The sequence below is a fragment of the Paenibacillus sp. IHB B 3084 genome, from assembly GCF_001447315.1.
Lineage (GTDB): Bacteria > Bacillota > Bacilli > Paenibacillales > Paenibacillaceae > Paenibacillus.
In genome coordinates this window covers 62,618-87,686 of the sequence record NZ_CP013205.1, presented here as the reverse complement: position 1 = coordinate 87,686, position 25,069 = coordinate 62,618, and the positions used below count along the sequence as shown (strand labels likewise).

Sequence of the window (25,069 nt, the reverse complement as noted above, 5' to 3'; positions counted from 1 at the left end):
TCGATATATAGAAAACCGAATATGACACGCCTCCATATGTGGTAGTACAAATTCATTCGACCCCGCCCATATGTCGTCCTCATCTCTTGTCGCATCCTGCGCTTTCCCGGAAAATAATTTTGCAGGAAAAACAAAGGCACCGGAGCAAGCCCCGGCACCCATACACGTCTATCTTTTATAACTACCGTTTATGAACCGATATCGGGTACCGGTAACAGCACATGCTGCTCCGCCAGCAATGAATTGGGGAATATACTCCGTGCTTCCTCCAGCAACGGCTGAAGCTGCTCCTGATCTTTATATCTGGAACTAAAATGCGTCATGATCAATTGGCCCGCACCTGCCGCTTTAGCTGCTTCCGCCGCCTGAAGTGCTGTACTATGATGATATTCATACGCCGTATCCGCCAACTCATGCAGAAAAGTAGCTTCATGAACGACAACCGTTGCATCTTGAGCCAATACTACGGTATTCGGACAAGGCCGCGTGTCACCAAGAATGGTGATGATACGCCCTTTTTTCGGTGTACCCAATACATCCTCAGGATGAAGAATGACTCCACCCTCCACCTCTACGCTTTCTCCACGCTTCAGCTTGCCATACACTGGGCCGGGCTTGATTCCGTATCGCTCCAGCAGCTCCTGATTGAGCTTGCCGGGCTTATCCATCTCTACAATACGATAGCCGTAGCTGTCAATACGATGGTCCAGCAGAGCCGACTCCACACGGAACTGCCCGTCATCAAACAACAGCCCTCCCGTATGCTCCACAATATGTAGTTGGTAGTTGATACGGGATTGGCTGATTCCCAGTGATAATTCGATGTACTGCTTTAATCCGGGTGGCCCGTATACCGTCAACGGTGTCGTACCTCCCTGATATGCCCTGCTTGAAAGCAGACCCGGTAGACCAAAGAGATGGTCTCCATGCAAATGGGTAATAAATATTTTTTCAAGCCTGCTTAGCTTAAGCGGCGAACGCAGTACCTCCTGCTGAGTTCCTTCGCCGCAATCGAACAACCACATGCTTCTTCGTTCCTCCAGCAAACGGAGTGCGATAGACGTCACGTTTCGCTGGATCGTTGGCACACCTGCATTCGTGCCGAGAAAATAAATTTCCATGACTTTAACCTTCTTCCTGCTGACCAGCAAAAAACCTCCGAAGCTCGGAGGGTCTTTGCTATCCCATCTGATAAAGGTGTTATACCTTTTCGACGTTAAAATACTGCGCCTGAGGGTGGCTGAACACCATGGCTGATACTGAAGCCTCCGGTTCCATCATAAACCCTTCTGTCAGTTCAACGCCAATATCCTCAGGTTTCAACAGTTGGAACAACGGCCCCTGATCCTCCAGATCAGGACAAGCCGGATAACCAAAGGATACCCGTATGCCCTGATATCTGGCACCATGCCGCTGTTTCATTGTCATATCGGCAGGGTCCGGGAAGCCCCAACTGTCCCTAATAATATGATGAAGCCGCTCGGCCAACCCCTCTGCCACTTCCAGAGCAACTGCCTGAAGCGCATGAGAACGCAAGTAATCGCCTTTTTCTTTCCATTGCGTGGAAAGCTGCTGAATACCATGACCCGCCGTAACGACCATGAAACCTACATAATCCATAACTCCGGATTCCACCGACTTCAAAAAGTCAGCCAGACACAGATAAGGTTCTACCTGTTGGCGTGGAAACGTAAAGGTGTGCAGTACCTTGCTCGTATCCACTGGATCATAGACCAAAATCTGATCTCCTTGGGACTGTGCAGGGAAAAAACGATACATGGCATGTGCCTGAATAATCCCGTCTGTAACGGCTTCAAACATGATGCTGTCTACGGTTTCCTTCAACTGAGTCGCTTTCGGATTCCCCGAAGCCAGCAACTGCTCTACATTTCCTCTTAAACCAAGATGATGCCCCATCAGCATCTGCATATTCACATAAGGCAAAATATAATTGAGCGGATAGTTGCGCAGTACGTGACGATCCGTATCCGGCGGCAAATAAACAGGTAAATCCTGAGCAATGTTAGAGCGAACCGCCCGGGTTAGCTTAGGCAACTGCTTAGTTTCCACGATCGTCGCAGCTTCCGCCTCTCGCTCGGCCTCCATGTCCTCAGCCATTTTCTTACGGGACTCAGGATTCATCAGCTTGTTCGCGATATCCAGACCATCCATAGCATCCTTGGCATAGACGACCAGTCCGTCATACTCTGGACGGATACGGTTTTTGGTAAACTTACGCGTCAAAGCAGCTCCGCCAACCATAATCGGGATATCAATATTCGCATTTTTCAAATCCTGTGCAGTCAACACCATCTGTTGAGCCGATTTAACAAGCAAACCGGATAAGCCAATCGCGTCGGCCTTTTCTTCACGGTAAGCCTCAATAATGCGTTCTGGTGGTACTTTATACCCAGATTTACAATATGGTAACCATTGTTGGATAGAATTATCTCCACCAGGTTTTTACCGATGTCATGCACATCGCCTTTGACCGTAGCTAGCAAAATCTTACCTTTTACCGAGGATTCATTTTTCTCCATATACGGCTCCAGGTAAGCTACCGACGCCTTCATGACTTCAGCGCTTTGCAGCACCTCTGCAACGATCAATTCATTATTGTTAAACAGACGGCCTACCTCTTCCATACCCTTCATCAGCGGCCCATTAATAATCTCCAGCGAAGAATACTTGGCGAGCGCTTGCTCCAGATCCGGAATCAGTCCCTCCTTACTGCCTTCTACTACATAGGAAGCCAGCCGCTCTTCGAGCGACAGATTGGACACCTTCTCCTTCTTCTCCACTTTCTTATTACGGAAAGCAGCCACAAAAGCGGCTAAAGTTTCATCGTTGGTTTTATAAATCAGGTCTTCGGCGAGCTTCCGTTCATGCTCGGGTATCGAAGCATAACGTTCGAGCTTCTCCGTATTTACAATCGCGTAGTCCAAGCCTGCTTTGGTACACTCGTACAAATAGACGGAATTGAGCACTTCACGCCCCGCCTCCGGTAAGCCAAAGGACACGTTACTGATACCCAAAATGGTGTGAACCCCTGGAAGTGCCTCTTTAATAATCCGAATCCCCTCAATCGTTTCCTTGGCCGAACCGATGTACTGCTCATCACCTGTTCCCACGGGAAATACAAGTGTATCAAAAATAAGATCCTCGGGTGCCAGACCGTAACGGTTCACCAGCAGATCATAAGAACGTTTTGCCACCTCAAGCTTATCCTCACGTGAAATAGCCTGACCACGTTCATCAATGGTTCCAACAACAACAGCCGCGCCGTATTTATGAATAAGAGGTGCCATTTTCTCGAATTTCTCTTCGCCATCCTCCAAATTAATGGAGTTAATGATCGCCTTTCCTTGCGAATATTGCAAGGCGGTATCAATGACCTGAATATCCGTGGTATCAATTACAAGAGGAACCTTTACCTTATTCACGACCAGCTTCAAAAAGGCTTCCATATCCGTCATTTCATCGCGGTCCGGGTCCTGTACACAAATATCTATGACGTGCGCTCCGCTCTTTACCTGAGCGCGGGCAATTTCAGATGCCTCTTCATATTTGCCTTCCACGATCAAACGCTTGAATTTGCGGGAGCCGAGAACATTTGTTCGTTCACCAACCATATAGGGACGATTTTCCTGTTCAATATAGACAGGCTCAATACCCGATACAGCCGGTGGGTGATGACCTTCCAGCGGGCGCGGCTCAAACTGCGCCATACGTTCACTCATAACCCGAATATGCTCAGGCGTGGTACCACAGCAACCTCCTGCAATATTCAGCCAGCCTTTTTCGGCGAAAGCGGCCATTTTACGGGCCAATGAATCAGGCGATTCATGATATTGACCGTTTTCATCAGGCAAACCTGCATTCGGATAACAGCTAATTGCTGCTGAGGACATATCGGAGAGAGAGCGAATGTGATCCCGCATAAACTCCGGTCCTGTAGCACAATTCAGCCCGATCGACACCGGGTGCAAGTGTTCCAGCGAAATGCAGAAGGATTCGATATTTGCCCTGCCAACGTCGTTCCCATCGGTTCAATCGTTCCCGAAATCATTATGGGAAGCTCCATATCCGTCTTCTCAAAAGCCTGCCGAATTCCAATACTTCCGGCTTTGACGTTAAGCGTATCCTGCGACGTCTCCAAAAGCAGGGCATCCACGCCGCCTTCAATTAGCGCCAAGGCTTGCTCTTCATAGCTCTCGATCAGCTCCGCAAACGTAACACCACCTGTCACGGATAATGTTTTCGTCGTCGGTCCCATGGCTCCTACAACAAAACGAGGCTTGTCCGGTGTGCTGTACTTATCCACCGCGTTACGCGCCAATCTAGCTGCAACGAGATTAATCTCACGGGCACGCTCCGGTATATCGTAATCCGCCAAAACAACGGATGTCGCTCCAAAAGTATTCGTTTCAATCAGGTCTGATCCGGCCTCCAAGTATGCTTCATGTATCCCTTGAATGACATCCGGTCTGGTCAAGACCAACATCTCGTTGCAGCCCTCCAGCTCTTCCCCACCAAAATCGTCGGGGGAAAGATCCTCTTGCTGGATCATGGTGCCCATGGCCCCATCAAGAATGAGTATTCTTCGTTGTAATGCATCCTGTAAGCTAACTTTATCCAAAATCTCTTCACCCCCGCAAAACGTTAAATCCTAGTTTAGCAGAAACCGTATCATTTAGATAGATTGAAGTAAAATCATACGTTTTATACGGCTTCTTCCGTACAAAAGCCACTCTCGATATTCATTTTTACAGTTTGTAGTATAAATTGTTACAAACCAATATTGTACAACGATTCAAGACATGGTATCCTGTATACAACATTAAACCAAGTGGAAAAGAGGGATAACCGATGGCTGAAATCCTAATACGCAATACGAATGTACGAATTAGCGATGAAGACAAGGTACGTGAATTTTTGGAGAGCCAAGAGGTATTGTACGAGCATTGGGATGCTTCCAAGCTGGCCGGGGAGCTGCAAGAAAACTTTATCCTGACGGATGAGCAAAAAGCGGCTGTTCTAAGCACTTTTGAACCCGAAATCAAGGATTTAGCCGCCCGTCGCGGGTATAAAATATGGGATGTTATCACCTTGTCCGAAGCAACACCGAATCTGGATGAGCTGCTTGCCAAGTTTGAGCAAATTCATACGCATACTGAAGATGAAATTCGTGCTATTGTGGCAGGCAAAGGCATTTTCATCATTAAAGGTCCTGAAGAAATCGGATATTTTAATGTTGAGCTTTCACCTGGTGACGTTATTTCGGTACCAGAAAATATTCCTCACTTCTTCACCTTAATGGAAAATCAGAAGATCGTCGCAGTACGTTTGTTCATCGAAGAAAATGGCTGGATTGCCGAGCCGTTTGAAGATTCATCGTTTATTAAGGCATAATACTATAATAGCGAATTCATCCTAATGTGGATAAAGCAACTCCCTCTGCTCTGAGACACCTGAGCGGAGGGAGTTTTTTAACTTGTTACTATAAATAAGAGCCGAAAAGCACTTACTTAAACGATTGAATAATCCCATCCAATTCGGACAGATGCTTAATTTCGAACTTTGGCTTGATTTCTGTAGTATTGGTTTTGGCGTTTCGGTTCACCCACACGGAGTGCACACCTGCCGTCAGAGCCCCTTGAATATCAGTCGTCAGCTTATCCCCCACCATTAAAGCATGTTCAGGCTCAATACCGAGAAGTCCCAAAGCATGCTGGAAAATAGACGGATCAGGCTTTCCTTTACCAAACGAACCTGAAATAACAACGTGATCAAAGAATGGGGCTAGCTGCGGAACCCCATCCAGCTTTTCCTGTTGTAGATCAGGGGAACCGTTTGTCAACAAAAGCAGCTTATACTGCCCTTTTAGCTGCTCCAGAATCTCAAATGTTTCTTCATAAACATGGGGGCGGGAGCGTCTTTCCAAGGCAAATTGGGTTGCCAGCTTTTGCGCCAACTCTTCATTATCAATCCCCAGCTTTTGAAGACCTCTACGCCAAGATTCCTTTCGATAAGCAGGGGCCAACTGTTCCAATTGCCGGAACTCAGGCTGCTCTCCTGCCGTAAAATTCGCCCACAATCCCTCAAACGGATTAATACCAATCAATTGAGTAAAACTAAAGGTTTCATAAGACTCATACAGAGCACGCGCTTCCTTGCGGACTGCTTCTTCCAAAGCCTTCGGATCAACGCCTGCTTCCTGGGAACCTGTCTGGCACGCCGCGTCAAATGCCTCTTCTACGCTGCGCTCATCCCACAGAAGTGTATCATCAAGATCGAACATTACCGCCTGAATCGTCATCTGAATTATCCACTCTCTTTCCACTTTATATGTACGCTTGTTCTGCCTTGTCGCGTCTACAAGCATTCCAATCGTTATGCCCATATTAAGCAAGAGGCCGCGATGTGTAATATGAGATAACATCATGCGACCTTATTTACAGAGGCTACAGCCCACAGACAATTTAAACGATTCGCACCAAAGAAGTCGTTATTTTTTGTCTATTTGAACCTGATTAGATAGCGCAAACTTCTCAAGCCGCTCTGCAATGGCATCCGTATCATAACGGCCCAGTGATTTTGTGAAAATAAAATTGCCACCTTTACCTTTTCTTTCAACCGTTACGTAACCCTTTTCAATCTTGATGGCTTTCATATCCTCTGCTGTCATTGGACGCTCTCTGCCACCCTTCAGCATATACAGCGTGCTCTTTCCAACCTTCAAATAAGGACGACGGATGAAAAAGATAACAGCCAGCATCAAATACAAACCGAATACAAGCCAGTCCATTCCCCGCATGCCAGTCTTAGTCAAAAAATAACTCATGAGCATGTACAAAACTGCAAGTCCAGCCAGCATGATTGGCACGGTAAAATTACGTCCACGGAAAATATCCATTGCAGAACCGGCACCACTAATGGTTTGAATACCTTGCTTTTTACGCGATTTATTCAAATGCGCTGTGTTTTTGCGAACTTTTCTTTCAAATGACCGGGCCATCTCTCAATTCCCTTCCCAAATATATTGCGTAAAAACAATTGCCACCAATCCTAATCTATATAGATACCAAAAATAGATACCTAAAAAAACGAAAAGCAAATTACGTGGGCTAAGCCGCTTCAGCAACATTAATGCGTCAGCCCACCATTTCCCTTCGATGTATCTTCGTCCACAATTTCAATCGTATCAAGTTGCTGCCGGAAATTACGGCGAATGTTATCCAAATAAATTTCCCGAAGATTGGCGCGCTCTGTTGTTTCCTCTTCCGTCAATCCTTCGGCTTTTGCTTTGCGAGCCAATTCATTGATGCGCTGTACCAAGCTGTCTATATCCAAATTCTGTCCCCTCCATATAAGCAAAGATATAATACACTTTGACATGTAGAAAAGAGCTTGTCAAGGTTCCCTCATTACGTTCCCTGACAAGCTCTAATCGTGACAGATCAGAAATGCGGAAGCTTTAAAACCTGGCCCGCCTGCACTCCCCGATCTTCCAGTCCGTTAATCCGAACAATTCCTTCTATATATACCCGTGTATCCATTCGTTCCGGTTTATGATTGGAGGCAATCTGCCACAATGTATCCCCATGTTGTACAATAAGTTTGGCCACCTCTTCATTCGAAACAGAAGGAGCCGCAAATACCGTCAGTACACCTGCACCCGCAATCCAGGCAACGATAACCAGAATAAGAAGTTTGGGCAGGAGACTGTTGGAAATGGTCCGTACAAACTGCGCCCTTCTCTCATTCCGGACATTTTGCATCTTTTCTAAATCCATTGGAAAAATACTTTGATATGTGCTATATTTCATCATTGGCTGCGTCCTCCAAACGTTTGTTCCTATGTTTTTTCACAATATAACACGAACATTTGTTTTGTTCAATAGAAAAGAGAACAAAAGTTCGTGATTATTTTAGGGATTATTTAGAACTTATGTTTGTACGAACGGAGGTTCTATGCTATAATTTTCCCAAACGTTACTAAATGGGGTTGATACGGTATGTCTAAGATTTCAAGCCGCCAGCAGGCCATTCTTGAATTTATCCGAAATGAAGTGCGTCTAAAGGGTTATCCTCCTTCTGTACGCGAAATAGGTGAGGCTGTCGGATTGGCCTCCAGTTCTACGGTTCACGGTCATTTGGATCGTCTGGAGAAAAAGGGACTGATTCGTCGTGATCCAACGAAACCGCGGGCCATCGAGTTACTCGGCCAAGACGAATCGGATAACAGCAACTTGATTAATTACTCCATTAGTCGTGTTCCGGTCGTCGGCAAAGTAACAGCCGGTCTGCCTATTACAGCAACAGAAAATATTGAAGATTATTTTCCTCTTCCCCAACATTTTGTTGGTGAGGATAAAATATTCATGTTATCTGTTGTAGGAGAAAGCATGATTGAGGCTGGTATTGCCAACGGAGACTATGTCATTGTACGCCAGCAGCAGACAGCCGATAACGGCGACATTGTCGTCGCCATGACGGACGAGGACGAAGCTACTGTTAAAACTTTTTACAAGGAAAAAGATCATATCCGACTTCAACCGGAAAATCCGGCCTTTGAACCGCTTCGTCTGACGCACGTCAGTATTTTGGGCAAGGTTGTAGGACTCTTCCGGGACTTCCACTGATTTTTCATTTTTCAGCCTCGTTATTCTTTTCACTACAACAAAACCGGCTGCCCATAGCAAGCCGGTTTTGTATTGATCTTATGTACATTGAATCTACCTCACTACTATCCTTTTCCCTTTGATAGCCCATGGATTAATCGGTATATATCTGCAATTACTGTTCTGCTTATTGGCGGATCAAAAATAACTTTGTAATTATTTTAGATAAATATGGTATATTAATATTTATAGTTTTATTTAGGAGAGATTAAATGAAAAAAATTATAATTTCAGTGTTTATTGTGACTTTTATCGTAATAGGTTTTACAGCTCCAACAATGGATTATGTGTATGCTAAGGAGAATTCAACCAGAACAACCTTTGATCGCATTCATTACATACAAATAATTATCCATTTTAAATCATTGGAAAAGCAACTTGAAGCTGTACTTTCCGAAAGAAATAACTACCCAGAGGACAGTCCAGAATATAAAGAGCTTTCTGAACAAATGAATCACATTCTTGAGCAGGAAACATATTACCAGAAAAAACTTAAAGCCCTTTATAGTAAGTAATATACTTCTCCCCGTTTGTTATCTTCACTTTTTATCATTTTGCTCGTGCTGATCTGCTGTAACTTTTCCTACAACGTAAAGTTGGTAAGGATAAGGCAGGTAAGCACGAGTTTTTTTGCATTCCTTACCTTTATACTTTATTAGTTTCTGAATAACAGGGTCATAGGTAATAGCTTCTTTTTGGTTTTAATAGATTTATGCTGATACATTGTTAGTGCTACTGACATATGAATAAAGTAGACCTTAGCAAAGGAGATATGCAGATGATCAAAAATAGAGTCAAAACGTATAAGCATCGTATTGGTAAGAACAAATTTCTGGTCGTAAAAGTCTTTCAAGCCGCTGCTGCCGAAACAAGAAGCGGTAACGCACTAGCCACCAATGCATTGAACATCAAAATTTCCAAGCGCAACCGTAAGCGGAATCATAAACGCTTCTAAGATTCATCGTACCTTCTTTTCCTGTGAAGGGAGGTGATATCATGTGTAAAAAACATTTCAAACGTCATGTGAGAAGAAGAGGATTATCGATCCGTTCAAATCAAAGAGCCATTGCGCGCGCTAGAGGTAATGCACTGGCTGTTAATCTGTTTAGCGTAAATGATAGACAACGCAGACGTTAAAGATCATTCTTAAGCGGGAAGGATTTCTTCCCGCTTTTTTTTGCGCCACGGTATACACCATCCCACAATACGATCAATGTGTTTCTCCTGCAAAGGTTAACTCATTCATCTCTTGGTACGAAGCAAAACAGGCCGGGTCAGGCACAGCATCTTATGCCATTGACAAGCATGTCAATAATAAAGGACCCTTTAGCAGCCGGAAGGACTTTATCATTTTCAACAGAATTTTAACATTTGAAGTAAGCGAATATTCATCCAGATAAATACGAAAAGGAACCACACTGGTATCGAATTCATCTCCATACGAATCCTTCACGAAAATCTCTGCAATAATATTGTTTCGTGGGGCAATTTGGGGTCAAACCTCATGATAATGCTTAACTCCCCCCTGCTCCCCACATAATTAAAAACCCTCAACGCTTAGAGCGTCAAGGGTTTTCACGGTTTAGTTTAGCGTCAGATATTGATCACGTTCCCATTGATACACTTGTTCATGTCGTTTTCTTTGTTTAATGACCTTACCATAAAAAGCCTCTCCCAAGTGTGTCATTAAAAAGTGGTTTTCTGACGAGTCTATATCCTGTATACTCTCTATGCAAACCTTAAAAGTATATTTGGGTATGGGGTGAAAAATGGCTGCATTCATTTCCCAAATCATTGCTGGAAAAAAGATGTTTTTTATGAGCATGCTATGAGTGCTTCCCCGATACCTAATGGCAACATGGAAGTGCTTAGGCAAACGGAGGGAGAAAATCTCACATCTCCTTTTCTATAGTTAGGCATCAAACCTCTTATATATACTAAATCCCAAAAAACAGGGACATTAACAACATAAATTCAGGCGCTGAAGTGTTTCATATTTCGGTATTATAAGACAATTATTTCCGACAAAAAAAGCCACTATGTAGTAGCAGCTCCTGTAAATATTATATTTGGGTTCATAATCCCCAATTCCTTTATAACTTCGTTATAGCGATGATAAGCAATAGGGCATCGCTGTGACAGCTTAGCTATTTCACTCTCGAAGTAAGCGTCTTTGAAAATACCATTCACAATTTTGACTTTTTCCACATTTAACGTTTTGCCTCTATCTACATTCAAAAATTTAAACCCGCTATTGTTAAGGAACGTTTCCCAATACTTTAGCGTACCTGTCATATAGAAGATTTTATCGAACGTGTGAACCATGATTTGGTTCCTCTTACGACCTCTAGATATATAGAGAACCTTATTTACTGGTATGTTTTCTCCACCACTAATAGCCTCGGGATCTGTTGCTACCGTTAGGTTTAACAATTTAATCACACCCCACTTATTTTAACAACTCTTCCGGTGGCTCGGGATTATGAATCCAGGATAAACTCGCTGTACTCACAGAAGCAACTGCGAGAGTAGTTAACAGAACAGCAACATTGTAGTACATACTAATCTTTAATTTTCTGAATTTAGGATTCTTCATTTCTTTACAACCTCCTCCTTATTAGTGTTAAACTCTGAACAAAAAAACTAGCAGCTACTACCGGTAAAGCCAGCCACAAATTAAGGGCGATCAAGGCAACCCCACAAGCTTTTAACAACGGGTAGTACCGCTTTGGTATACGAGTCTTCCCCTCTATCCGAGATGGACCATATAGCAAGACTAGTATAGTACTTAATATCGACGTAACAACAATTAAATTGTGGTTCAGATTTGCGAAGGATAAAGCGGTAAGTAAAACTGTAGATACAATAATGCACACCATACTACTTTTTAAATGTAACCCACCTACAACTTGGCGTAATAATGAAAAAGATAACATTGCCAATATAGCTCCCTGCACCTGCCCTGTCAATAACGAAATCCCAATTGTTAACAAAATGATTGACGCTGTATTAATCACCACGGCTATTCCGTGCTTTAAAACATTTATAGAGGATGGATGATCTGGCACAACATTTTTTATATGTGTGGCAATATCAAGGGCGATGGAATCAAGGCTTTTTATAATACTCACGCTCCGTTTTTAACGCATAATACAGGAACATTCCAGATGCCAATGCTATAAATAATATACTTAATGGAAAGTTATTAAAATAAAACATAAAAGTACAGGCAGCTAATACTCCGATTATTAAAAAAATAACCAATACATGTTCCCATCTAAACCTTAGATTCTCGTAATCTGCTGCAAATCCAATGTTGAATTTATATAAAAACCACGATATAGCGAGTACCCATGCACTGGTTACTGCTTGCGCCAATGATCCCTCTGCTGAGGTCTGCATTTCTGTTGTTAATGTTCCAAAGAGCATCACTATAATTACCGCTTGGAATAACGTATACAAAAATGTGCCTGTAATGGAAATTATAGCAGACCAAATAACTGGAATATTTACAACAGTAGTTATAAGAAAAATGAACAATATAATGTTTATGGTTGGAGCAAAGAAAGATAAAGATGTTTCTTCTCTCAGAATGAAACTCTGAAAATTCATGATCAATCCAATAAATAATGCAGGCCATATATAATCCAAAGCCCTAAGTCTAAATATAGTTAACATTAAAACAAACGCCGCAAACGTTTCTATAGTTGAAAAAAGTAAGAACCGTATCGGCTCCCACATAACACATATCCCCTTCACGTAAATGGTAATAGATATCCTTTAATTCTATATTTGTTACTTGTTAGAGGCAATCCAATTACTAATTTAATTGGAATTATTTATGTATTATGTGAGGTAATTATTTTTAATTTGCCGAAACGATATTCTCCAGCTCAATCCAGCTAAGTTCATCACCATGTCGTCGAACGGGCTAAATACGGTCACGGAGACCTCAATGCGACTGCTGTGACAAATCTCCCTGACAAAACCTATTATTTTTGAAATAGTGTAGATACACGAAACAGCGCGAAGTAAGGAGAACCTATGACAACGACAAGGAAGAATAAGAAATCTTCGCAGGAGCGATCAGCCTCAGTCTGTACCTGCATCAATCTGCGCCGTTCCTCGATGGCTGTTACGCGATTGTACGACCAGTATCTGGCCCCGAGCGGACTCAATATTGGCCAATTCTCGCTGCTCAAGCACTTAACTGCGCTAGGACCGGCAAGTGTAAGTGAATTGGCACTGGAGATGAGGCTCGACCGAACCACGATTGTGCGCAATTTGAAGGCGCTGGAGCATAGCGGGTATGTGGAGGATACATCTGCTGAGGGCAGTCGCAACCGCTGCCTTACTCTGACGGAGAGTGGAAGAACGATATATAACGACGCAGCAGAGCTTTGGGAGGAGGCGCAGCGTTTTTTGCAGGAGTCATTGGGAAACGGGAAACTGCAGATACTGACCGCACTCTTATCCAATATTGAAAATTTGGGTTGTGATTAGCCGCCCTCTCATACATGAGGTGTTTTGCTCAATTCGTATATATACACGAAAATATTGAAATGTTTATCGCGTATGAAGGCTAGAAATGTCTTTGGAATGCTATGATAGCGACCGTATTGCACTTGGGCATCGCCGGGCGGTCATCGGAGAAATACTGCCAGCTGTAGTAAGAGGTCAGTGATATACGTTAGCCCGCTACAAGGCTTCTGAAAGGAAGCTTTGCTGTGAACAAAAACCACGGAGAGGGATGTGGATAGGATGGTTAAATCCGTACCGGATATGAGAGAATCATCACCGCCGAGATAAAGGCCTATGTGAGAGAAGACAAAGGCAATATATGTGAAGAACTGCAGAGTCCTTATTACGAGGAGCCGATTATTCAATTTGCCAAGGCCGATGATCCTTTGTTTGAGGAGTACAAAAGAGTGGTGGGGCCCGACCACGCCACGCCGCAGGAAGCATTTGAACGTTCATTTGGAATGGGGAGTTTTGATGGAGGCACCGTTATCAGCGTTGTGCTGCCGATCAGCGAGACGATCCGCAAGGCTAATCGTGCGCAAAAAGATAGAGCCTCCAGGGAATGGGCACTGCTGCGGACCTTCGGCGATGAATATTTTGTACAGTCTGCGAGGCGGCATTTGACGGGATACTTAACAGGCCTTGGTTACCGTGCGGTTGCCCGCTGGATACGGATTGGTACAGCATCCATAGCGCCGCAGGAGGGCCGATCTCCAACTGGTCGGAGCGCCACATTGCATATGCTGCGGGTCTCGGCACCTTCAGTATCAATGACGGATTCATCACCGAAAAAGGAATTGCCATCCGCCTGCTGTCCGTGGTGACCGATCTCAAGGTGCCGCCTGATACCAGAGCATCTTCAGCCACAGGCCATACCGGAAACTGCCTGCTGTGCAGCAAGGGCATCTGCGGCGTATGCATTACCCGCTGCCCTGTTCAGGCCATCAGCAAGGAGGGCGGACATGACAAAATCGCCTGCATGAAATTTGTGTATGGCCAGGCATCGCGGGACTTTGCGGTGCTAAACGGCGGTGAGGCCAAATCGGGTGCCGGCTGCGGACTGTGCCAGACCAAGGTGCCTTGCGAGAGCAGGAATCCGATGCGGACCGCCCGGTGAATATGGAAACCTTGAGAACCGCCATTCTCAAGGTTTTTTAGTACAAAAAGATCATGCTAGTATTCCATCAGTCTTTAAATTGTGGATAAAGACGCTTTAACTTGATGCGGGCGTCGAGGTAGTAAACTGTCTATCGACTCCCTTTTGACTCTGATTGTGGGCCTGCTCCCAAACAGACAACTCGCTGGACAATTCCGCAATTGTTGGAACTCGACGTCTCTCCTGTTACTTTATTAACAATGTAAGGGGAACCCTGTCCTACTCAAAAAACTCATACCAGTTAACCAACAGAGCCATTTACATCTACTCTAAATTCAAACTAACCTCTCATATAATATTTTCCGGTGACTTTGACTGACTCTGGCGAAAGCTTTTCTATAGTGCCTCCATAGTCTACAACCACTAACAACTCATCGCCCAACAGGACTTTCACCCTTACCTACCATTCACTTCGACATACCCACGCAGTACTACATCTCAAAGCTGGGGCAGAAATGAAATATGTACAGGAACGTTTGGGTCACGGTAGCATTCAAATAACTTCGGACATCTATGCAAATATATCTAAAAAAATAGAGATGAATAACATGGAGAAATATGAAACTTTTACTGAAAAGTTATTTCGATAATAAAAATTTTGGGGGCAGTGGGTAATAATTATAAAGTCTATCTATGGCTTCCCCCAAATTAAAAATCCCTCAACGCTTAGAGCGCCAAGGGATTCTATGTTTTAGTAAAGCGTCAGATATTGATCACGTTCCCATTGATGTACTTGGGTGCGATACATATCCCATTCAATTTCCTTAAGCTCGTAGAAGTAAGCCAACGCGTGGTCACCCAAAGCATCCGAGATAACTTCGCTTCGAATCAGCTCGGACAGAGCTTCCTTCAAGTCCGCAGGCAGGCTTGGAATACCCTCTTCAATCCGTTCTTCCTCAGACATAACATAGATGTTACGATCAATCGGAGCTGGCAAAGCCATTTGACGTTTGATGCCATCCAAACCGGCTCTCAGCATCACAGCCAGTGCCAGATAAGGGTTCGCAGCCGGGTCAGGATTACGAACTTCGACGCGGGTACTCAGACCACGAGATGCCGGAATTCGAATCATCGGACTACGATTACTGGCAGACCAGGCAACATAACAAGGAGCTTCATAGCCCGGTACAAGACGTTTGTATGAATTCACCGTTGGATTCGTGATTGCTGCCATCGCACGTGCATGCTTGAGAATACCAGCCATATAATGGCGGGCCGTCTGGCTCAGTCCGAGTTCATCTGATTCATCATAAAATACGTTTTCATTTTCCTTGAATAACGATTGGTTACAGTGCATACCGGAGCCATTCACGCCAAACAAAGGTTTTGGCATAAAGGTGGCGTGCAGACCGTGCTGACGTGCAATGGTCTTAACAACGAGCTTGAACGTTTGAATCTGATCGGCAGCTTTGACTGCATCTGCATATTTAAAGTCAATCTCATGCTGACCGGGTGCAACTTCATGATGGGACGCTTCAATTTCAAAGCCCATCTCTTCAAGCTTAAGAACAATTTCCCGACGGCAGTTTTCACCCAGATCCATCGGTGCCAAGTCAAAATATCCACCTTGGTCATTCAACTCTGTAGTCGGTTCGCCTTTTTCATCGGTTTTGAACAGAAAGAATTCAGGCTCAGGTCCGACATTCATCGAAGTATAGCCCATCTCTTCTGCTTCCTTAAGTACACGTTTCAAAATACCGCGCGGGTCTCCAGCAAAGGGGATTCCGTCCGGCTTATAAATATCGCAGATCAAACGAGCTACACGATCCGAGGTTACCCAAGGGAATACTACCCATGTATCCAGATCCGGGTATAAGTACATGTCAGATTCTTCAATGCGCACATAACCTTCAATGGAAGAACCGTCAAACATCATTTTGTTATCCAGCGCTTTTGGCAACTGGCTAACCGGAATTTCTACATTCTTGATCGTACCAAGCAAATCTGTAAACTGCAAACGAATAAAACGAACATTTTCTTCTTCGGCAATCCTAAGAATATCTTCTCTGGTATAACTCACACTAACCTCTCCCTTTCTGTAGCGACTATATACAAATTAGCTGTTCCATAATTGTCTTAAATAAATGAGGTCTAGTCTTCAAGTAAAACGGTAGTATGCCAAAATGCAGGCTATACATTATCTCTTATTGAAAAAACGTGATAATTCACCTTGGATCAGGGATACCTGTCCTGGTCTTTTACCTGCCACAAGCTGTTGTTTCAGCAAGCGGTGAAGTTGGGTATCGGACATTTCACGGCGTTTGACTTCCGTATCTGCAGTAATAACCGTCGCTTCTTCCGATTCCTTGGTGACCGGATTCATGACTTGTTTAATTCCCGCAATGTTAACACCCTTCTCAATCAACGCCTTGATTTCAAGCAAACGCTCTACATCATTAAAAGAAAAAAGACGTTGGTTACCCGACGTACGGGCAGGAACTATCAAGTTATGCTGTTCATAATAACGAATCTGACGTGCTGACAAGTCCGTTAGCTTCATGACAATACCTATTGGAAATAAGGCCATGTTTCTGCGAATTTCGTCGCCCATTTGTCATCAACCTTCCAGTGATCTATTCTTCACCTTATTGTACATTTAGCTGATGCAAAGTGTCAATGATATGTTAGAAAAACTCACAATAATTTACGTTCTTTCATCGTTTGTAGGGCCATCAGCACTCCATATTTCACATGAGAGTAGGTTAAGCCCCCTTGCATGTAACCAATATAGGGTTCACGAATCGGAGCATCTGCAGATAATTCCAGACTTCCTCCTTGTATAAAAGTGCCTGCGGCCATAATAACCGGATGCTCGTAGCCCGGCATATCCCACGGCTCCGGTACCACATGGCTATCCACGGCGGCGGCACGCTGAATTCCTTGAACAAAAGCAATTAAATGCTCAGGTCCGCTAAAAGAAATGGCCTGAATCAAATCAGTGCGCTCCTCATGCCAGGCAGGTTTTGTTTCAAAGCCCATTTCCTCAAAGACCGCAGCCGCAAATATACTTCCTTTAACTGCTTGACCAACCAATGTTGGGGCGAGGAATAGGCCCTGAAAGATGCCTCTCGTAGTACCTAACATAGCTCCTACCTCTCCACCGATTCCAGGCGCAGTTAAGCGGTAGGCCGCCAGTTCCACATACTCTTGTTTACCGCAAATATATCCTCCCGTTTCGGCAATGCCGCCGCCGGGATTTTTAATTAGTGAACCTGCCATCAAATCGACACCGACCTGAGTAGGCTCCAGCTTTTCGGTAAATTCACCATAGCAATTATCCACAAAGACAATAACGTCAGGTTTAATCGCCTTTACACGGGCTGTCATTTCCTCGATATCTGCCACACTAAAGGAAGCTCTCCAATCATAGCCACGTGAACGCTGGATACCGATCACCTTCGTATTGGCATAGATTGCAGCCTCCACCGCTGTCCAATCTACTTTACCTTCGGCTGTCAGTGCAGTTTCTCGATAAGTAATGCCAAAATCCTGCAATGACCCGGTCCCGTCGCCGGGCTTGCCAATCACTTTGTGAAGCGTGTCATACGGTTGCCCCGTAATATACAACAGTTCATCACCCGGACGCAGAACGCCGAATAAAGCAATTGAAATCGTATGCGTTCCCGAGGCAAAATGCGGGCGTACCAGTGCCGACTCGGCACCGAACACATCGGCGTAGACCTCTTCCAGTACCTCACGCCCCCGGTCATTGTACGCATATCCCGTAGACCCAGCAAAATGAAAATCGCTCACTTGCTTCCGCTGAAATGCCTGAATAACCTTCCACTGATTTGCATCTACAATATGATCTATACGCTGTAGCCGTTCCTGTATTTTACGCTCTGCTGTTTCCTGAATATGTTGGATTTCTGGACTAAAAACTACCATTTTACCTTTCTAACCCTCTCTCTTACGCAGCCTTAGACTATTGATGTTATACTTCCGTTTGCTTTGAATGATGTGCATTATCATTGAATTGACCTAAAAACGTCATCAGATGTTAACCTTCTGTGAAGTCCTTAAGGGCATGACCATATTTTTCATACTCGCTTCGTTGAACTTCTACCTCATAAATGACATCATTGCCATCATACTCAGTCACAAGTACATCCCCGATCCGATAAAGCACCGATGTCAGATCCCCACGTTCCGCCGGAATACGGAATCTCAGCGTATCTCCGCTCAGATGCTCCTGAATCAGCTCACGAAGACGCAACAGATCACTTTCGTCGAATGAGCTGATTTTCAAATAGCCCTCGCCGGAAGGAAGCATTTCCAGTTGCTCAGAAGTACAAGCGTCTTTTTTATTAAATAGTACGATCTGAGGCTTGTCCGCAGCCCCCAGTTGCTGCAAAATCGTTTCCACGACTTTCATCTGTTCGTCACGCATATCCGAGGAAGCGTCGACCACATGCAAAATAAGATGGGCCTCATTCGCTTCCTCCAGAGTAGCGCGGAAAGAAGCAACCAAATCATGAGGCAGATTTTGAATAAAACCAACCGTATCTGTAAGAATAATTTCTTTTCCGCTCGGCAGTTCCATCGTTCTGGAGGTAGGGTCCAGTGTTGCAAACAGTTGGTTCTCAATATATACATCAGCCGCCGTCAGTTGCTTTAACAGCGTTGATTTACCCGCATTGGTGTAGCCGACAAGCGCTACCTGCACAATACCACTCTTTTGTCTGCGCTCTCTGTGTAAATACCGATGTCGGGTCACTTCCTCCAACTGACGCTTCAAATCGCTGATACGATCACGGATGTGACGGCGATCTGTCTCCAGCTTGCTTTCACCGGGACCACGTGTTCCGATACCGCCGCCGAGTCGTGACAGATTTTTGCCGTGACCAGATAAACGGGGTAACAAATAGGACAACTGCGCCAGCTCAACCTGAATAATACCTTCCCGTGTTTTCGCACGCTGGGCAAAATATCCAGAATGAGCTGCGTACGGTCGATAATTTTGAGATCCAGACTTTCTTCCAGATTGCGCACCTGAGCCCCCGACAGCTCCTGATCAAAATAGCCGTATTCGCGCCCAATTCCTCGGCAGCCGCACGCAGTTCTTCTACCTTACCTTTGCCGATAAACCATCTGGAATCCTTTACTTCCTTGTTCTGGGTCAAAACGCTAAGCACTTCAACACCAGCCGTCTCAGCCAGCTTCACAAGTTCATTCAGAGAGTATTCTGTATTGATGCCAGAACGCTTGACTTCATCCGTAATCAGACTGACCAGTACCGCCTTATCCTGCATTTCGGTTTGTGTATCATAAGTGGAGTTCGCCATATTGTTTGCTCCTTTATTTTCCATGTTAACTCTCGCACAGAGACCGACCTGATATTCAGGCCGGCCCCCGTTTGATGTTATACAATTCGATGTGGTTCAGATTTCTATTATCGCCTATCTTTTGTCCATTTTCAAATCCTCAGGACGCAGCGTCATCAGTTCCTGCTTTCCCGGCTGCCCGCTCCTGTATTGATTGAGCAACCGGACAGCCTGATGCCGAATCGCTTTTTCGATCACATTGCGGACATAACGCGCGTTGCTGAATGCATGGAGACTGTCGTTGCGTTCATTCAACAGATGCTCTTTCATTTTGAGTATGGACTGGGGCATGAGAATATAATCCCGTTCTTTGGCCATCATTTCGGAAATTTGGATAAGCTGATCCACGGTATAGTCCGGAAAATCAAGCTGGATGGGAAAACGGGAAGGCAAGCCTGGATTTGTACGCAAAAAGAAGTCCATCTCACCCGAGTATCCGGCAAGGATCAAAATAAATTGATTTTTCTGATCTTCCATGGATTTTACTAAGGTATCAATAGCTTCCTTTCCAAAATCCTTTTCCCCTCCCCGCGCCAAACTGTATGCCTCATCAATAAACAGCACTCCACCCAGAGACTTCTTGACCAGATCCCGCGTTTTTTGCGCTGTATGCCCAATATACTCGCCTACCAAATCAGCCCTTTCCACCTCAATCAGATGGCCTTTACTCAGTACCCCCATTTTTTGCAGCATTTTAGCGATAATGCGAGCTACCGTTGTTTTCCCCGTACCCGGGTTCCCTTTGAAAATCATGTGGTATACGTGCGCATTACTCAACAGTCCCGCATCAGTACGCATATGGGCAATTTGCAAAAATGCATATACTTCAAATACCAGTTCTTTGATGTTATCCAGACCGACGAGATGATCGAGTTCCTTCTGAATTTCCTGATAGAGACTAAGATACTGCGGTAACGCCTGCGACTTGGTCGAAGTTGCTGCATCCGTCTCGTCAACATTTACCGAAGCTATCGGCTCCGGGCTACGCAGCACGACATTGATTTGCCTGGAAGGTCTATCCTCCGTCCGCTTGCCCGCGGCGATTCCCCGTCCATTCATGCATCCATCACCTCAACATTTCTTCAGGCACAGCTTACCCTACTAATGTATTCGGCCCGGCATGTCCTTATTAGCACAAAAGCGACGAAAGCTCACGCAGAAGCATTTTGTATATGGAGATGAGACCTTTATGGAAAAACAATGTACATTTCAGGACATCCAAGTTTGGGCACCAAGCCACCACCGTTGCAGCGTCCATTTGGTGTAAGCCAGCACCTCTCTTGACTGGTGAAGCGGCATATTCAGCACTTTGGATTCCGCCAGAGCCATCTGGGGATGATCTAAATTCAAAAATCGGGCAATCTCCAGCGCCCGTGGACCATGATAGCTATGTGTAATAATCACGGTTGAGGTCCAACCATACTTCTTCATGATACGCTGGCTATATAACAGGTTTTCGTAGGTGCTAGTTGCATGATTTTCCAACACAATATGCTGCGCTGGAACACCTCTGTCGACCAAATAGCGTTGCATCCCCTCAGCTTCCGTATAGGGGTAAGTTGGTTTGTCCAATCCCCCGCTTACAATCAGATGCTTCACTGTCCCGTTGCGGTATAGCTGCAAGGCTTCGTTCAACCTCTCCTTCAGCCCAGGACTTGGCTCTGCTCCCCACATGGACGCCCCAAGTACAATACCTACCTGCGCCTGCTGAAGCGGAGTGGTAGAGGCTGCGTTATTCATATTCCAAAATCGAATACCCGCCCATACCAAACCGATTATAAAGATGAACAGCAGACAAATCATAAGACGTTTGGCTACTGTAAACTTTTTCTTCGGTCGGCTCAGCCTGCTTTTTAATTCAGATTCTTTTCGCCCAGTGCTTCTCATCCACTGCAAAACCTTCACCGATCCCTCTTAAAATCACCATTGTGAAACCATTCTTCCCGGTGTTTCAGCGACATTTTAAAATAGGGGAATGTATGGGCATCTATTCGTCGTAAAACGTCAGCCGCCGTACGATTAGACAATTCTGCCTCCTGTGCCGAGATATGCCCGCGCTGTAACGCATCCTCTAGCTCATCCTCGTCCACCAAAAAGATTTCGCCATTTTTAAGTACCACCACATCCAAATACAAATCGTCAAACCAGGGAACTCCCTGATCGGTCACACCCTGATTACGGCAGGTATCAATATACCATTCCACAATCTGCTCCCGATTGTCGAACATAGCAGTCACAACATAATGCTCACCCTTCGGGTAATATTGCAACCAGGAATAACCTTTATCCGCTATGCAAAACGTATGACCGCCGTAGCTTTTCCATAACGGCTCCTTGAGACTCAAAATGGTATACAAGGTCACATATCCTGTAAACACGTCACTTTCCACATACCGGCAAGCAAACTTGCGGTTCGTTATTCTGCGCCAGTTGGCCCGGTCTCCGAATTTGCGCTTCATAAATGATGTTCCTCTCCAACATTGGTAAAACCAGCTTACCATATTTAAACTGTACACTCAAAAATAACACTCTTCATCACAGCAAAAAAGGTATTCTCAGACCATGAAATGGTCCGAAAATACCTTTGGTTTGAGACAAATTCAACTTGCATACAACATATGCCTTCTAATTTCGATTGCGATGTCCACGATTGGAGTTCGGCTGACCGTTGGAATTGGTTTCCTGACTTCCATCCGTTGTGGTTCCTGTGGTAGGTGAATCCGTGTTATCTGGATTCACCGTTGTATCACTATTGAAGGTACCTGCATCCGGTGTTGTTGTCTGGCCATTCCCCTGACTCGGGTCACTTCCGGTGCCAGAGCTGCCAGTATTATTGTCTGTACCGCTAGTGTCTCCAGGAGTCGTCGGAACCTGTCCCGGGCTGGTGCCATTATCGGTACCTCCAGGGAATGTATTCCCCTGATCGGTGCCGTTCTGACCATCTGTAGTCCCGCTGTTATCCGGTAATGTTCCATTCTGATTCGGATCGGTTCCCTGCTGAGGATCTACCGGAGTGGTCTCTGCCGGAATTTCCACACGGATTGTATTCGATGGACCAGATTCCTTACCATCCGCTCCATAAGCCGTTACATAATAATCATACTTGGCTCCGGCTAATGGAGACGTATCTTCACCACTCGTGCCTTTCATCGCCTCCATAATCGCCGTAAAGCCCCCTTCGGAAGCCTCCTTGCGATACACACGGTATTGCATATTATCTCCCGCCGCGGCACTCCAGGACAGCGATACAATTTGGGTGTCCTGACTATAAGACCCGCTCAGTCCGCTTGGAGCGGTAACCTGAACTGGCTCATCTGGCTTCTGCTCAACTGGCGGTTCATATCCCTTCGGCTGGCTGAATTGCGTAACCGGGTGCCCCTTGAGGGCTTCACCCATGACCCTTCCGAAAAAGGCTGCCGACTGCCCACTGTAATTTCTCAGCATATGCTTGCTGTCCGGCTTGTCATAGCCCATCCATACCGCACCAGTATATTCCGGCGTATAACCGACAAACCAGATATCACGGTTGCCACTGTTACCGCTGATTCCACTCTGGGTTGTACCCGTTTTACCGGCTACAGGCCAATCAATACGGGCTTTACGACCAGTACCGCTATTGACGACATTTTGCATCATCTGCGTCATTTCATAAGCTGTTTTCTCGCTCATTACGGTTTTAAACTCTTCTTTGTGAGTGTAAACCGTTTTGTCATCACTATCATTAATTTGCTTGATAGAATAAGCCTTTTGGAACTGTCCGTTATTGGCAAAAGAGCTGTACGCCTGTGCCATTTCAAGGGTATTCGTTCCTTTGCTTAATCCACCCAAAGCGATAGCGAGCGAGTGATCATTTTTGTCCATCGGAATTCCTACGCTCTCCGCGAATTGAACTCCTTTTTCCACACCAATTTGGTTCAGCAGCCATACTGGCGGGATATTTTCAGACTTGGTAATCGCATCAGTCATACTGATGGTCGAAGAGTAACCGTGCAAGTTTTTCGGGCTGTACCCGTTAAAACTCTGTCGCTCATTACTCAAAGGTGTATCCATTGTAAATTTGCCAGATTCGAGAGCCGGCGCATACGCCGCAATAGGTTTAAAGGCCGAGCCTGGCTGTCTACGGCTTTGTGTTGCGCGGTTAAAGGTTCCCTTTTTGTAATCCCGTCCGGGTGCCATCGCGGCAATTCCGCCCGTCTGGTTGTTAATGATGACCATGGAACCCTGAACAGGCTGATCGTCCGGACTTTTTTCGAACATATCATCATCTGCCATCGCCTGATCCAACGCATTTTGGGCCTGAGCATCCATCGTCGTATGAATTTTATATCCACCAACGATCAAGTCGTCTCCGCTGACTTCCGGCAGGGCTTCCTCCGCCTCATTCATCACATATTCCATAAAATTCTGATACTTTTGAACTTTTTCCGGCTGCTTGTAATCATAATCTACAGCCTTGGCCTCTTCCATTTCCTGCTTGCCGATCATTCCCTGCTCGAACATCAACTGGAGAACCACTGCACGTCGTTCCTTTGAGTTTTCCGGATTACTAATTGGATTATATTTGGAAGGCCCTTTTGGAATAGCTGCCAATGTAGCGATCTGCCATAACTTTAATTTATTTAAGTCTGACACTCCAAAATAGCCTTCCGACGCCGCTTTGATACCGGAGTAAGAACGTCCAAACCAAATACGGTTCAGATAAAGCGTAATAATTTGTTCTTTATTCAAATTCCGCTCCAGGGCCATCGCAATGGATACTTCGGTCGCTTTACGGAAAAAGGTCTTGTCACGCGTCAAAAACAGGTTTTTCGCCAACTGCTGGGTCAGCGTACTGCCGCCCTCAACTGCCGAACGGGCTACGATGTCCTTAACAGCCGCCCGGCCAATGGACCAAATATCGACACCCTGATGCTCATAAAACCGTTTATCCTCAGTTGCCACAAAGGCCTTTTTCAGCAGGTCTGGTATTTCTTCACTTGTGACAGGATCACTTTTTTGTACGGATAGCTCACCCATAAGCACGCCGTTGCGATCGTAAACCTTCGATGTCTCATTCACTGTAATTTTGTCTTGATTGGCCTTATAGATTTTTCACCATTAACCATGACAAACAAATATCCACCAAGCGCGCAAAATATGGCTAACGCCGCCGTAATAAACAGTGTCCATCCAATTTGCTTACCTGTAATTTTCTTTTTCTTGCCCTTCGGCTTCTCTTTAGGTGTGTTTCTATTGCGATTGCCGGATCTGGACAATGAATCGTTTGGCATTCCCCTGACTCCCTTTCGCGAATAATCATATGTTGCCGAAAGTATATATAGCTTGCTGTCGGCAGCATGAAAGCAAACGGAATGAAAAGAACAACCCTGTTCAGGTTGCTCCCG

At 45.1% G+C, this 25,069-nt stretch carries 20 protein-coding genes and 6 pseudogenes; 8 read left to right on the top strand and 18 right to left on the bottom strand.

The genetic code is table 11. The annotated features are described in order from the left end of the window. Window positions 1-188: 188 nt before the first annotated feature. Both rnz and metH read right to left on the bottom strand, forming a co-directional pair. Window positions 189-1,121 (bottom strand): ribonuclease Z, encoded by a 933-nt coding sequence (gene rnz / locus ASL14_RS26305; protein WP_134914743.1) that lies wholly within the window; start codon window positions 1,119-1,121, stop codon window positions 189-191. A 79-nt stretch (window positions 1,122-1,200) separates the two neighbouring features. After that, a pseudogene (gene metH / locus ASL14_RS26300) lies at window positions 1,201-4,639 on the bottom strand (methionine synthase). 230 nt (window positions 4,640-4,869) lie between these two features. Here metH and ASL14_RS26295 point away from each other — a divergent pair. Next, the gene (locus ASL14_RS26295; protein ID WP_025685280.1) at window positions 4,870-5,412 is read left to right on the top strand and encodes a 1,2-dihydroxy-3-keto-5-methylthiopentene dioxygenase; all 543 of its coding nucleotides are present in this window, start codon (window positions 4,870-4,872) and stop codon (window positions 5,410-5,412) included. Window positions 5,413-5,524: 112 nt separating this feature from the next. Here the strand turns inward: ASL14_RS26295 and ASL14_RS26290 are convergent, their stop codons facing one another. The 4 genes from ASL14_RS26290 to ASL14_RS26275 form a co-directional block, all read right to left on the bottom strand. Then, the gene (locus ASL14_RS26290) at window positions 5,525-6,319 is read right to left on the bottom strand and encodes an HAD family hydrolase (RefSeq protein ID WP_189338293.1); all 795 of its coding nucleotides are present in this window, start codon (window positions 6,317-6,319) and stop codon (window positions 5,525-5,527) included. 189 nt (window positions 6,320-6,508) lie between these two features. Beyond that, window positions 6,509-7,018 carry a hypothetical protein gene (locus tag ASL14_RS26285; RefSeq protein WP_134914742.1) on the bottom strand — a complete coding sequence of 170 codons (510 nt, stop codon included), beginning with the start codon at window positions 7,016-7,018 and terminating at the stop codon, window positions 6,509-6,511. A gap of 128 nt (window positions 7,019-7,146) precedes the next feature. Further along, window positions 7,147-7,353: a DUF896 domain-containing protein gene (locus ASL14_RS26280; protein WP_044648282.1), complete on the bottom strand. Its 207-nt coding sequence runs from the start codon at window positions 7,351-7,353 to the stop codon at window positions 7,147-7,149. 107 nt (window positions 7,354-7,460) lie between these two features. Next, window positions 7,461-7,829: a LysM peptidoglycan-binding domain-containing protein gene (locus tag ASL14_RS26275; RefSeq protein WP_134914755.1), complete on the bottom strand. Its 369-nt coding sequence runs from the start codon at window positions 7,827-7,829 to the stop codon at window positions 7,461-7,463. Between the two features lie 189 nt (window positions 7,830-8,018). On the opposite strand from ASL14_RS26275, the gene lexA reads away from it, so the two are divergent. The 4 genes and pseudogenes from lexA to ASL14_RS28680 all read left to right on the top strand — a co-directional run. Further along, window positions 8,019-8,645, top strand: coding sequence for a transcriptional repressor LexA (gene lexA / locus ASL14_RS26270; RefSeq protein ID WP_013310545.1), 627 nt, complete (start codon window positions 8,019-8,021; stop codon window positions 8,643-8,645). Window positions 8,646-8,896: 251 nt separating this feature from the next. Continuing rightward, window positions 8,897-9,199, top strand: a complete 303-nt coding sequence (locus ASL14_RS26265) for a hypothetical protein (protein ID WP_044648283.1) — start codon at window positions 8,897-8,899, stop codon at window positions 9,197-9,199. 263 nt (window positions 9,200-9,462) lie between these two features. Then, the gene (locus ASL14_RS27545; RefSeq protein WP_162833922.1) at window positions 9,463-9,639 is read left to right on the top strand and encodes a hypothetical protein; all 177 of its coding nucleotides are present in this window, start codon (window positions 9,463-9,465) and stop codon (window positions 9,637-9,639) included. Window positions 9,640-9,910: 271 nt separating this feature from the next. After that, window positions 9,911-10,084: pseudogene (locus tag ASL14_RS28680) on the top strand (ran-binding protein 10); the annotation flags it as partial. 637 nt (window positions 10,085-10,721) lie between these two features. Here ASL14_RS28680 and ASL14_RS26255 read toward each other — a convergent pair. Genes ASL14_RS26255 through ASL14_RS26240 form a run of 4 tightly spaced genes read right to left on the bottom strand, consistent with a single transcriptional unit; the run spans window position 10,722 to window position 12,425 of the window. Continuing rightward, entirely contained in the window at window positions 10,722-11,117 is a 396-nt protein-coding gene (locus tag ASL14_RS26255; protein WP_134914741.1) for a LytTR family transcriptional regulator DNA-binding domain-containing protein, read from the bottom strand. 16 nt (window positions 11,118-11,133) lie between these two features. Next, on the bottom strand, window positions 11,134-11,244 hold the full coding sequence (locus tag ASL14_RS26250) for a cyclic lactone autoinducer peptide (protein WP_223264415.1): 111 nt from the start codon (window positions 11,242-11,244) through the stop codon (window positions 11,134-11,136). 40 nt (window positions 11,245-11,284) lie between these two features. After that, a complete protein-coding gene (locus ASL14_RS26245) occupies window positions 11,285-11,815 on the bottom strand; it encodes an accessory gene regulator B family protein (RefSeq protein WP_134914739.1) in 531 nt (176 codons plus the stop codon). Next, on the bottom strand, window positions 11,793-12,425 hold the full coding sequence (locus tag ASL14_RS26240; RefSeq protein WP_187644891.1) for a hypothetical protein: 633 nt from the start codon (window positions 12,423-12,425) through the stop codon (window positions 11,793-11,795). Before ASL14_RS26240 ends, ASL14_RS26245 begins: the two co-directional genes overlap by 23 nt. A 303-nt stretch (window positions 12,426-12,728) precedes the next feature. Between ASL14_RS26240 and ASL14_RS26235 the strand changes: the two genes are divergently transcribed. The 3 genes and pseudogenes from ASL14_RS26235 to ASL14_RS26225 form a co-directional block, all read left to right on the top strand. After that, complete coding sequence (locus tag ASL14_RS26235) at window positions 12,729-13,187, top strand: MarR family winged helix-turn-helix transcriptional regulator (protein ID WP_134914737.1); 459 nt, start codon at window positions 12,729-12,731, stop codon at window positions 13,185-13,187. A 258-nt stretch (window positions 13,188-13,445) separates the two neighbouring features. Continuing rightward, window positions 13,446-14,322, top strand: a pseudogene (locus ASL14_RS29765) ((Fe-S)-binding protein). A 491-nt stretch (window positions 14,323-14,813) separates the two neighbouring features. After that, window positions 14,814-14,951, top strand: a pseudogene (locus ASL14_RS26225) (site-specific integrase); the annotation flags it as partial. Window positions 14,952-15,052: 101 nt separating this feature from the next. Here the strand turns inward: ASL14_RS26225 and glnA are convergent. The 8 genes and pseudogenes from glnA to ASL14_RS26185 all read right to left on the bottom strand — a co-directional run bounded on the left by glnA (window position 15,053) and on the right by ASL14_RS26185 (window position 24,955). Then, entirely contained in the window at window positions 15,053-16,381 is a 1,329-nt protein-coding gene (glnA, locus tag ASL14_RS26220) for a type I glutamate--ammonia ligase (protein ID WP_134914736.1), read from the bottom strand. A 117-nt stretch (window positions 16,382-16,498) separates the two neighbouring features. Then, on the bottom strand, window positions 16,499-16,912 hold the full coding sequence (locus ASL14_RS26215) for a MerR family transcriptional regulator (RefSeq protein WP_007430683.1): 414 nt from the start codon (window positions 16,910-16,912) through the stop codon (window positions 16,499-16,501). Between the two features lie 83 nt (window positions 16,913-16,995). Continuing rightward, window positions 16,996-18,249, bottom strand: a complete 1,254-nt coding sequence (locus ASL14_RS26210; RefSeq protein WP_134914735.1) for a methionine gamma-lyase family protein — start codon at window positions 18,247-18,249, stop codon at window positions 16,996-16,998. 112 nt (window positions 18,250-18,361) lie between these two features. Beyond that, window positions 18,362-19,646 (bottom strand): annotated as a pseudogene (gene hflX, locus ASL14_RS26205) (GTPase HflX). A 114-nt stretch (window positions 19,647-19,760) separates the two neighbouring features. Further along, a complete protein-coding gene (locus ASL14_RS26200) occupies window positions 19,761-20,744 on the bottom strand; it encodes an AAA family ATPase (RefSeq protein ID WP_134914734.1) in 984 nt (327 codons plus the stop codon). A gap of 150 nt (window positions 20,745-20,894) precedes the next feature. Next, on the bottom strand, window positions 20,895-21,590 hold the full coding sequence (locus ASL14_RS26195) for a YdcF family protein (protein WP_187644990.1): 696 nt from the start codon (window positions 21,588-21,590) through the stop codon (window positions 20,895-20,897). Then, on the bottom strand, window positions 21,587-22,144 hold the full coding sequence (locus ASL14_RS26190; RefSeq protein WP_134914733.1) for a ribonuclease FAU-1 family protein: 558 nt from the start codon (window positions 22,142-22,144) through the stop codon (window positions 21,587-21,589). Before ASL14_RS26190 ends, ASL14_RS26195 begins: the two co-directional genes overlap by 4 nt. A 166-nt stretch (window positions 22,145-22,310) precedes the next feature. Then, window positions 22,311-24,955: pseudogene (locus ASL14_RS26185) on the bottom strand (PBP1A family penicillin-binding protein). Window positions 24,956-25,069 lie beyond the last annotated feature (114 nt).

What these genes read in the sequence shown, in the direction of transcription:
- ASL14_RS27545 (WP_162833922.1), top strand. Translation starts at nt 9,463, where the DNA reads ATGATCAAAAATAGAGTCAAAACGTATAAGCATCGTATTGGTAAGAAC.
- rnz (WP_134914743.1), bottom strand. Translation starts at nt 1,121, where the DNA reads ATGGAAATTTATTTTCTCGGCACGAATGCAGGTGTGCCAACGATCCAG.
- ASL14_RS26190 (WP_134914733.1), bottom strand. Translation starts at nt 22,144, where the DNA reads ATGAAGCGCAAATTCGGAGACCGGGCCAACTGGCGCAGAATAACGAAC.
- ASL14_RS26295 (WP_025685280.1), top strand. Translation starts at nt 4,870, where the DNA reads ATGGCTGAAATCCTAATACGCAATACGAATGTACGAATTAGCGATGAA.
- lexA (WP_013310545.1), top strand. Translation starts at nt 8,019, where the DNA reads ATGTCTAAGATTTCAAGCCGCCAGCAGGCCATTCTTGAATTTATCCGA.
- ASL14_RS26290 (WP_189338293.1), bottom strand. Translation starts at nt 6,319, where the DNA reads ATGACGATTCAGGCGGTAATGTTCGATCTTGATGATACACTTCTGTGG.
- ASL14_RS26265 (WP_044648283.1), top strand. Translation starts at nt 8,897, where the DNA reads ATGAAAAAAATTATAATTTCAGTGTTTATTGTGACTTTTATCGTAATA.
- ASL14_RS26285 (WP_134914742.1), bottom strand. Translation starts at nt 7,018, where the DNA reads ATGGCCCGGTCATTTGAAAGAAAAGTTCGCAAAAACACAGCGCATTTG.
- ASL14_RS26235 (WP_134914737.1), top strand. Translation starts at nt 12,729, where the DNA reads ATGACAACGACAAGGAAGAATAAGAAATCTTCGCAGGAGCGATCAGCC.
- ASL14_RS26200 (WP_134914734.1), bottom strand. Translation starts at nt 20,744, where the DNA reads ATGAATGGACGGGGAATCGCCGCGGGCAAGCGGACGGAGGATAGACCT.
- ASL14_RS26240 (WP_187644891.1), bottom strand. Translation starts at nt 12,425, where the DNA reads ATGTGGGAGCCGATACGGTTCTTACTTTTTTCAACTATAGAAACGTTT.
- ASL14_RS26275 (WP_134914755.1), bottom strand. Translation starts at nt 7,829, where the DNA reads ATGAAATATAGCACATATCAAAGTATTTTTCCAATGGATTTAGAAAAG.
- ASL14_RS26250 (WP_223264415.1), bottom strand. Translation starts at nt 11,244, where the DNA reads ATGTACTACAATGTTGCTGTTCTGTTAACTACTCTCGCAGTTGCTTCT.
- ASL14_RS26210 (WP_134914735.1), bottom strand. Translation starts at nt 18,249, where the DNA reads ATGGTAGTTTTTAGTCCAGAAATCCAACATATTCAGGAAACAGCAGAG.
- ASL14_RS26215 (WP_007430683.1), bottom strand. Translation starts at nt 16,912, where the DNA reads ATGGGCGACGAAATTCGCAGAAACATGGCCTTATTTCCAATAGGTATT.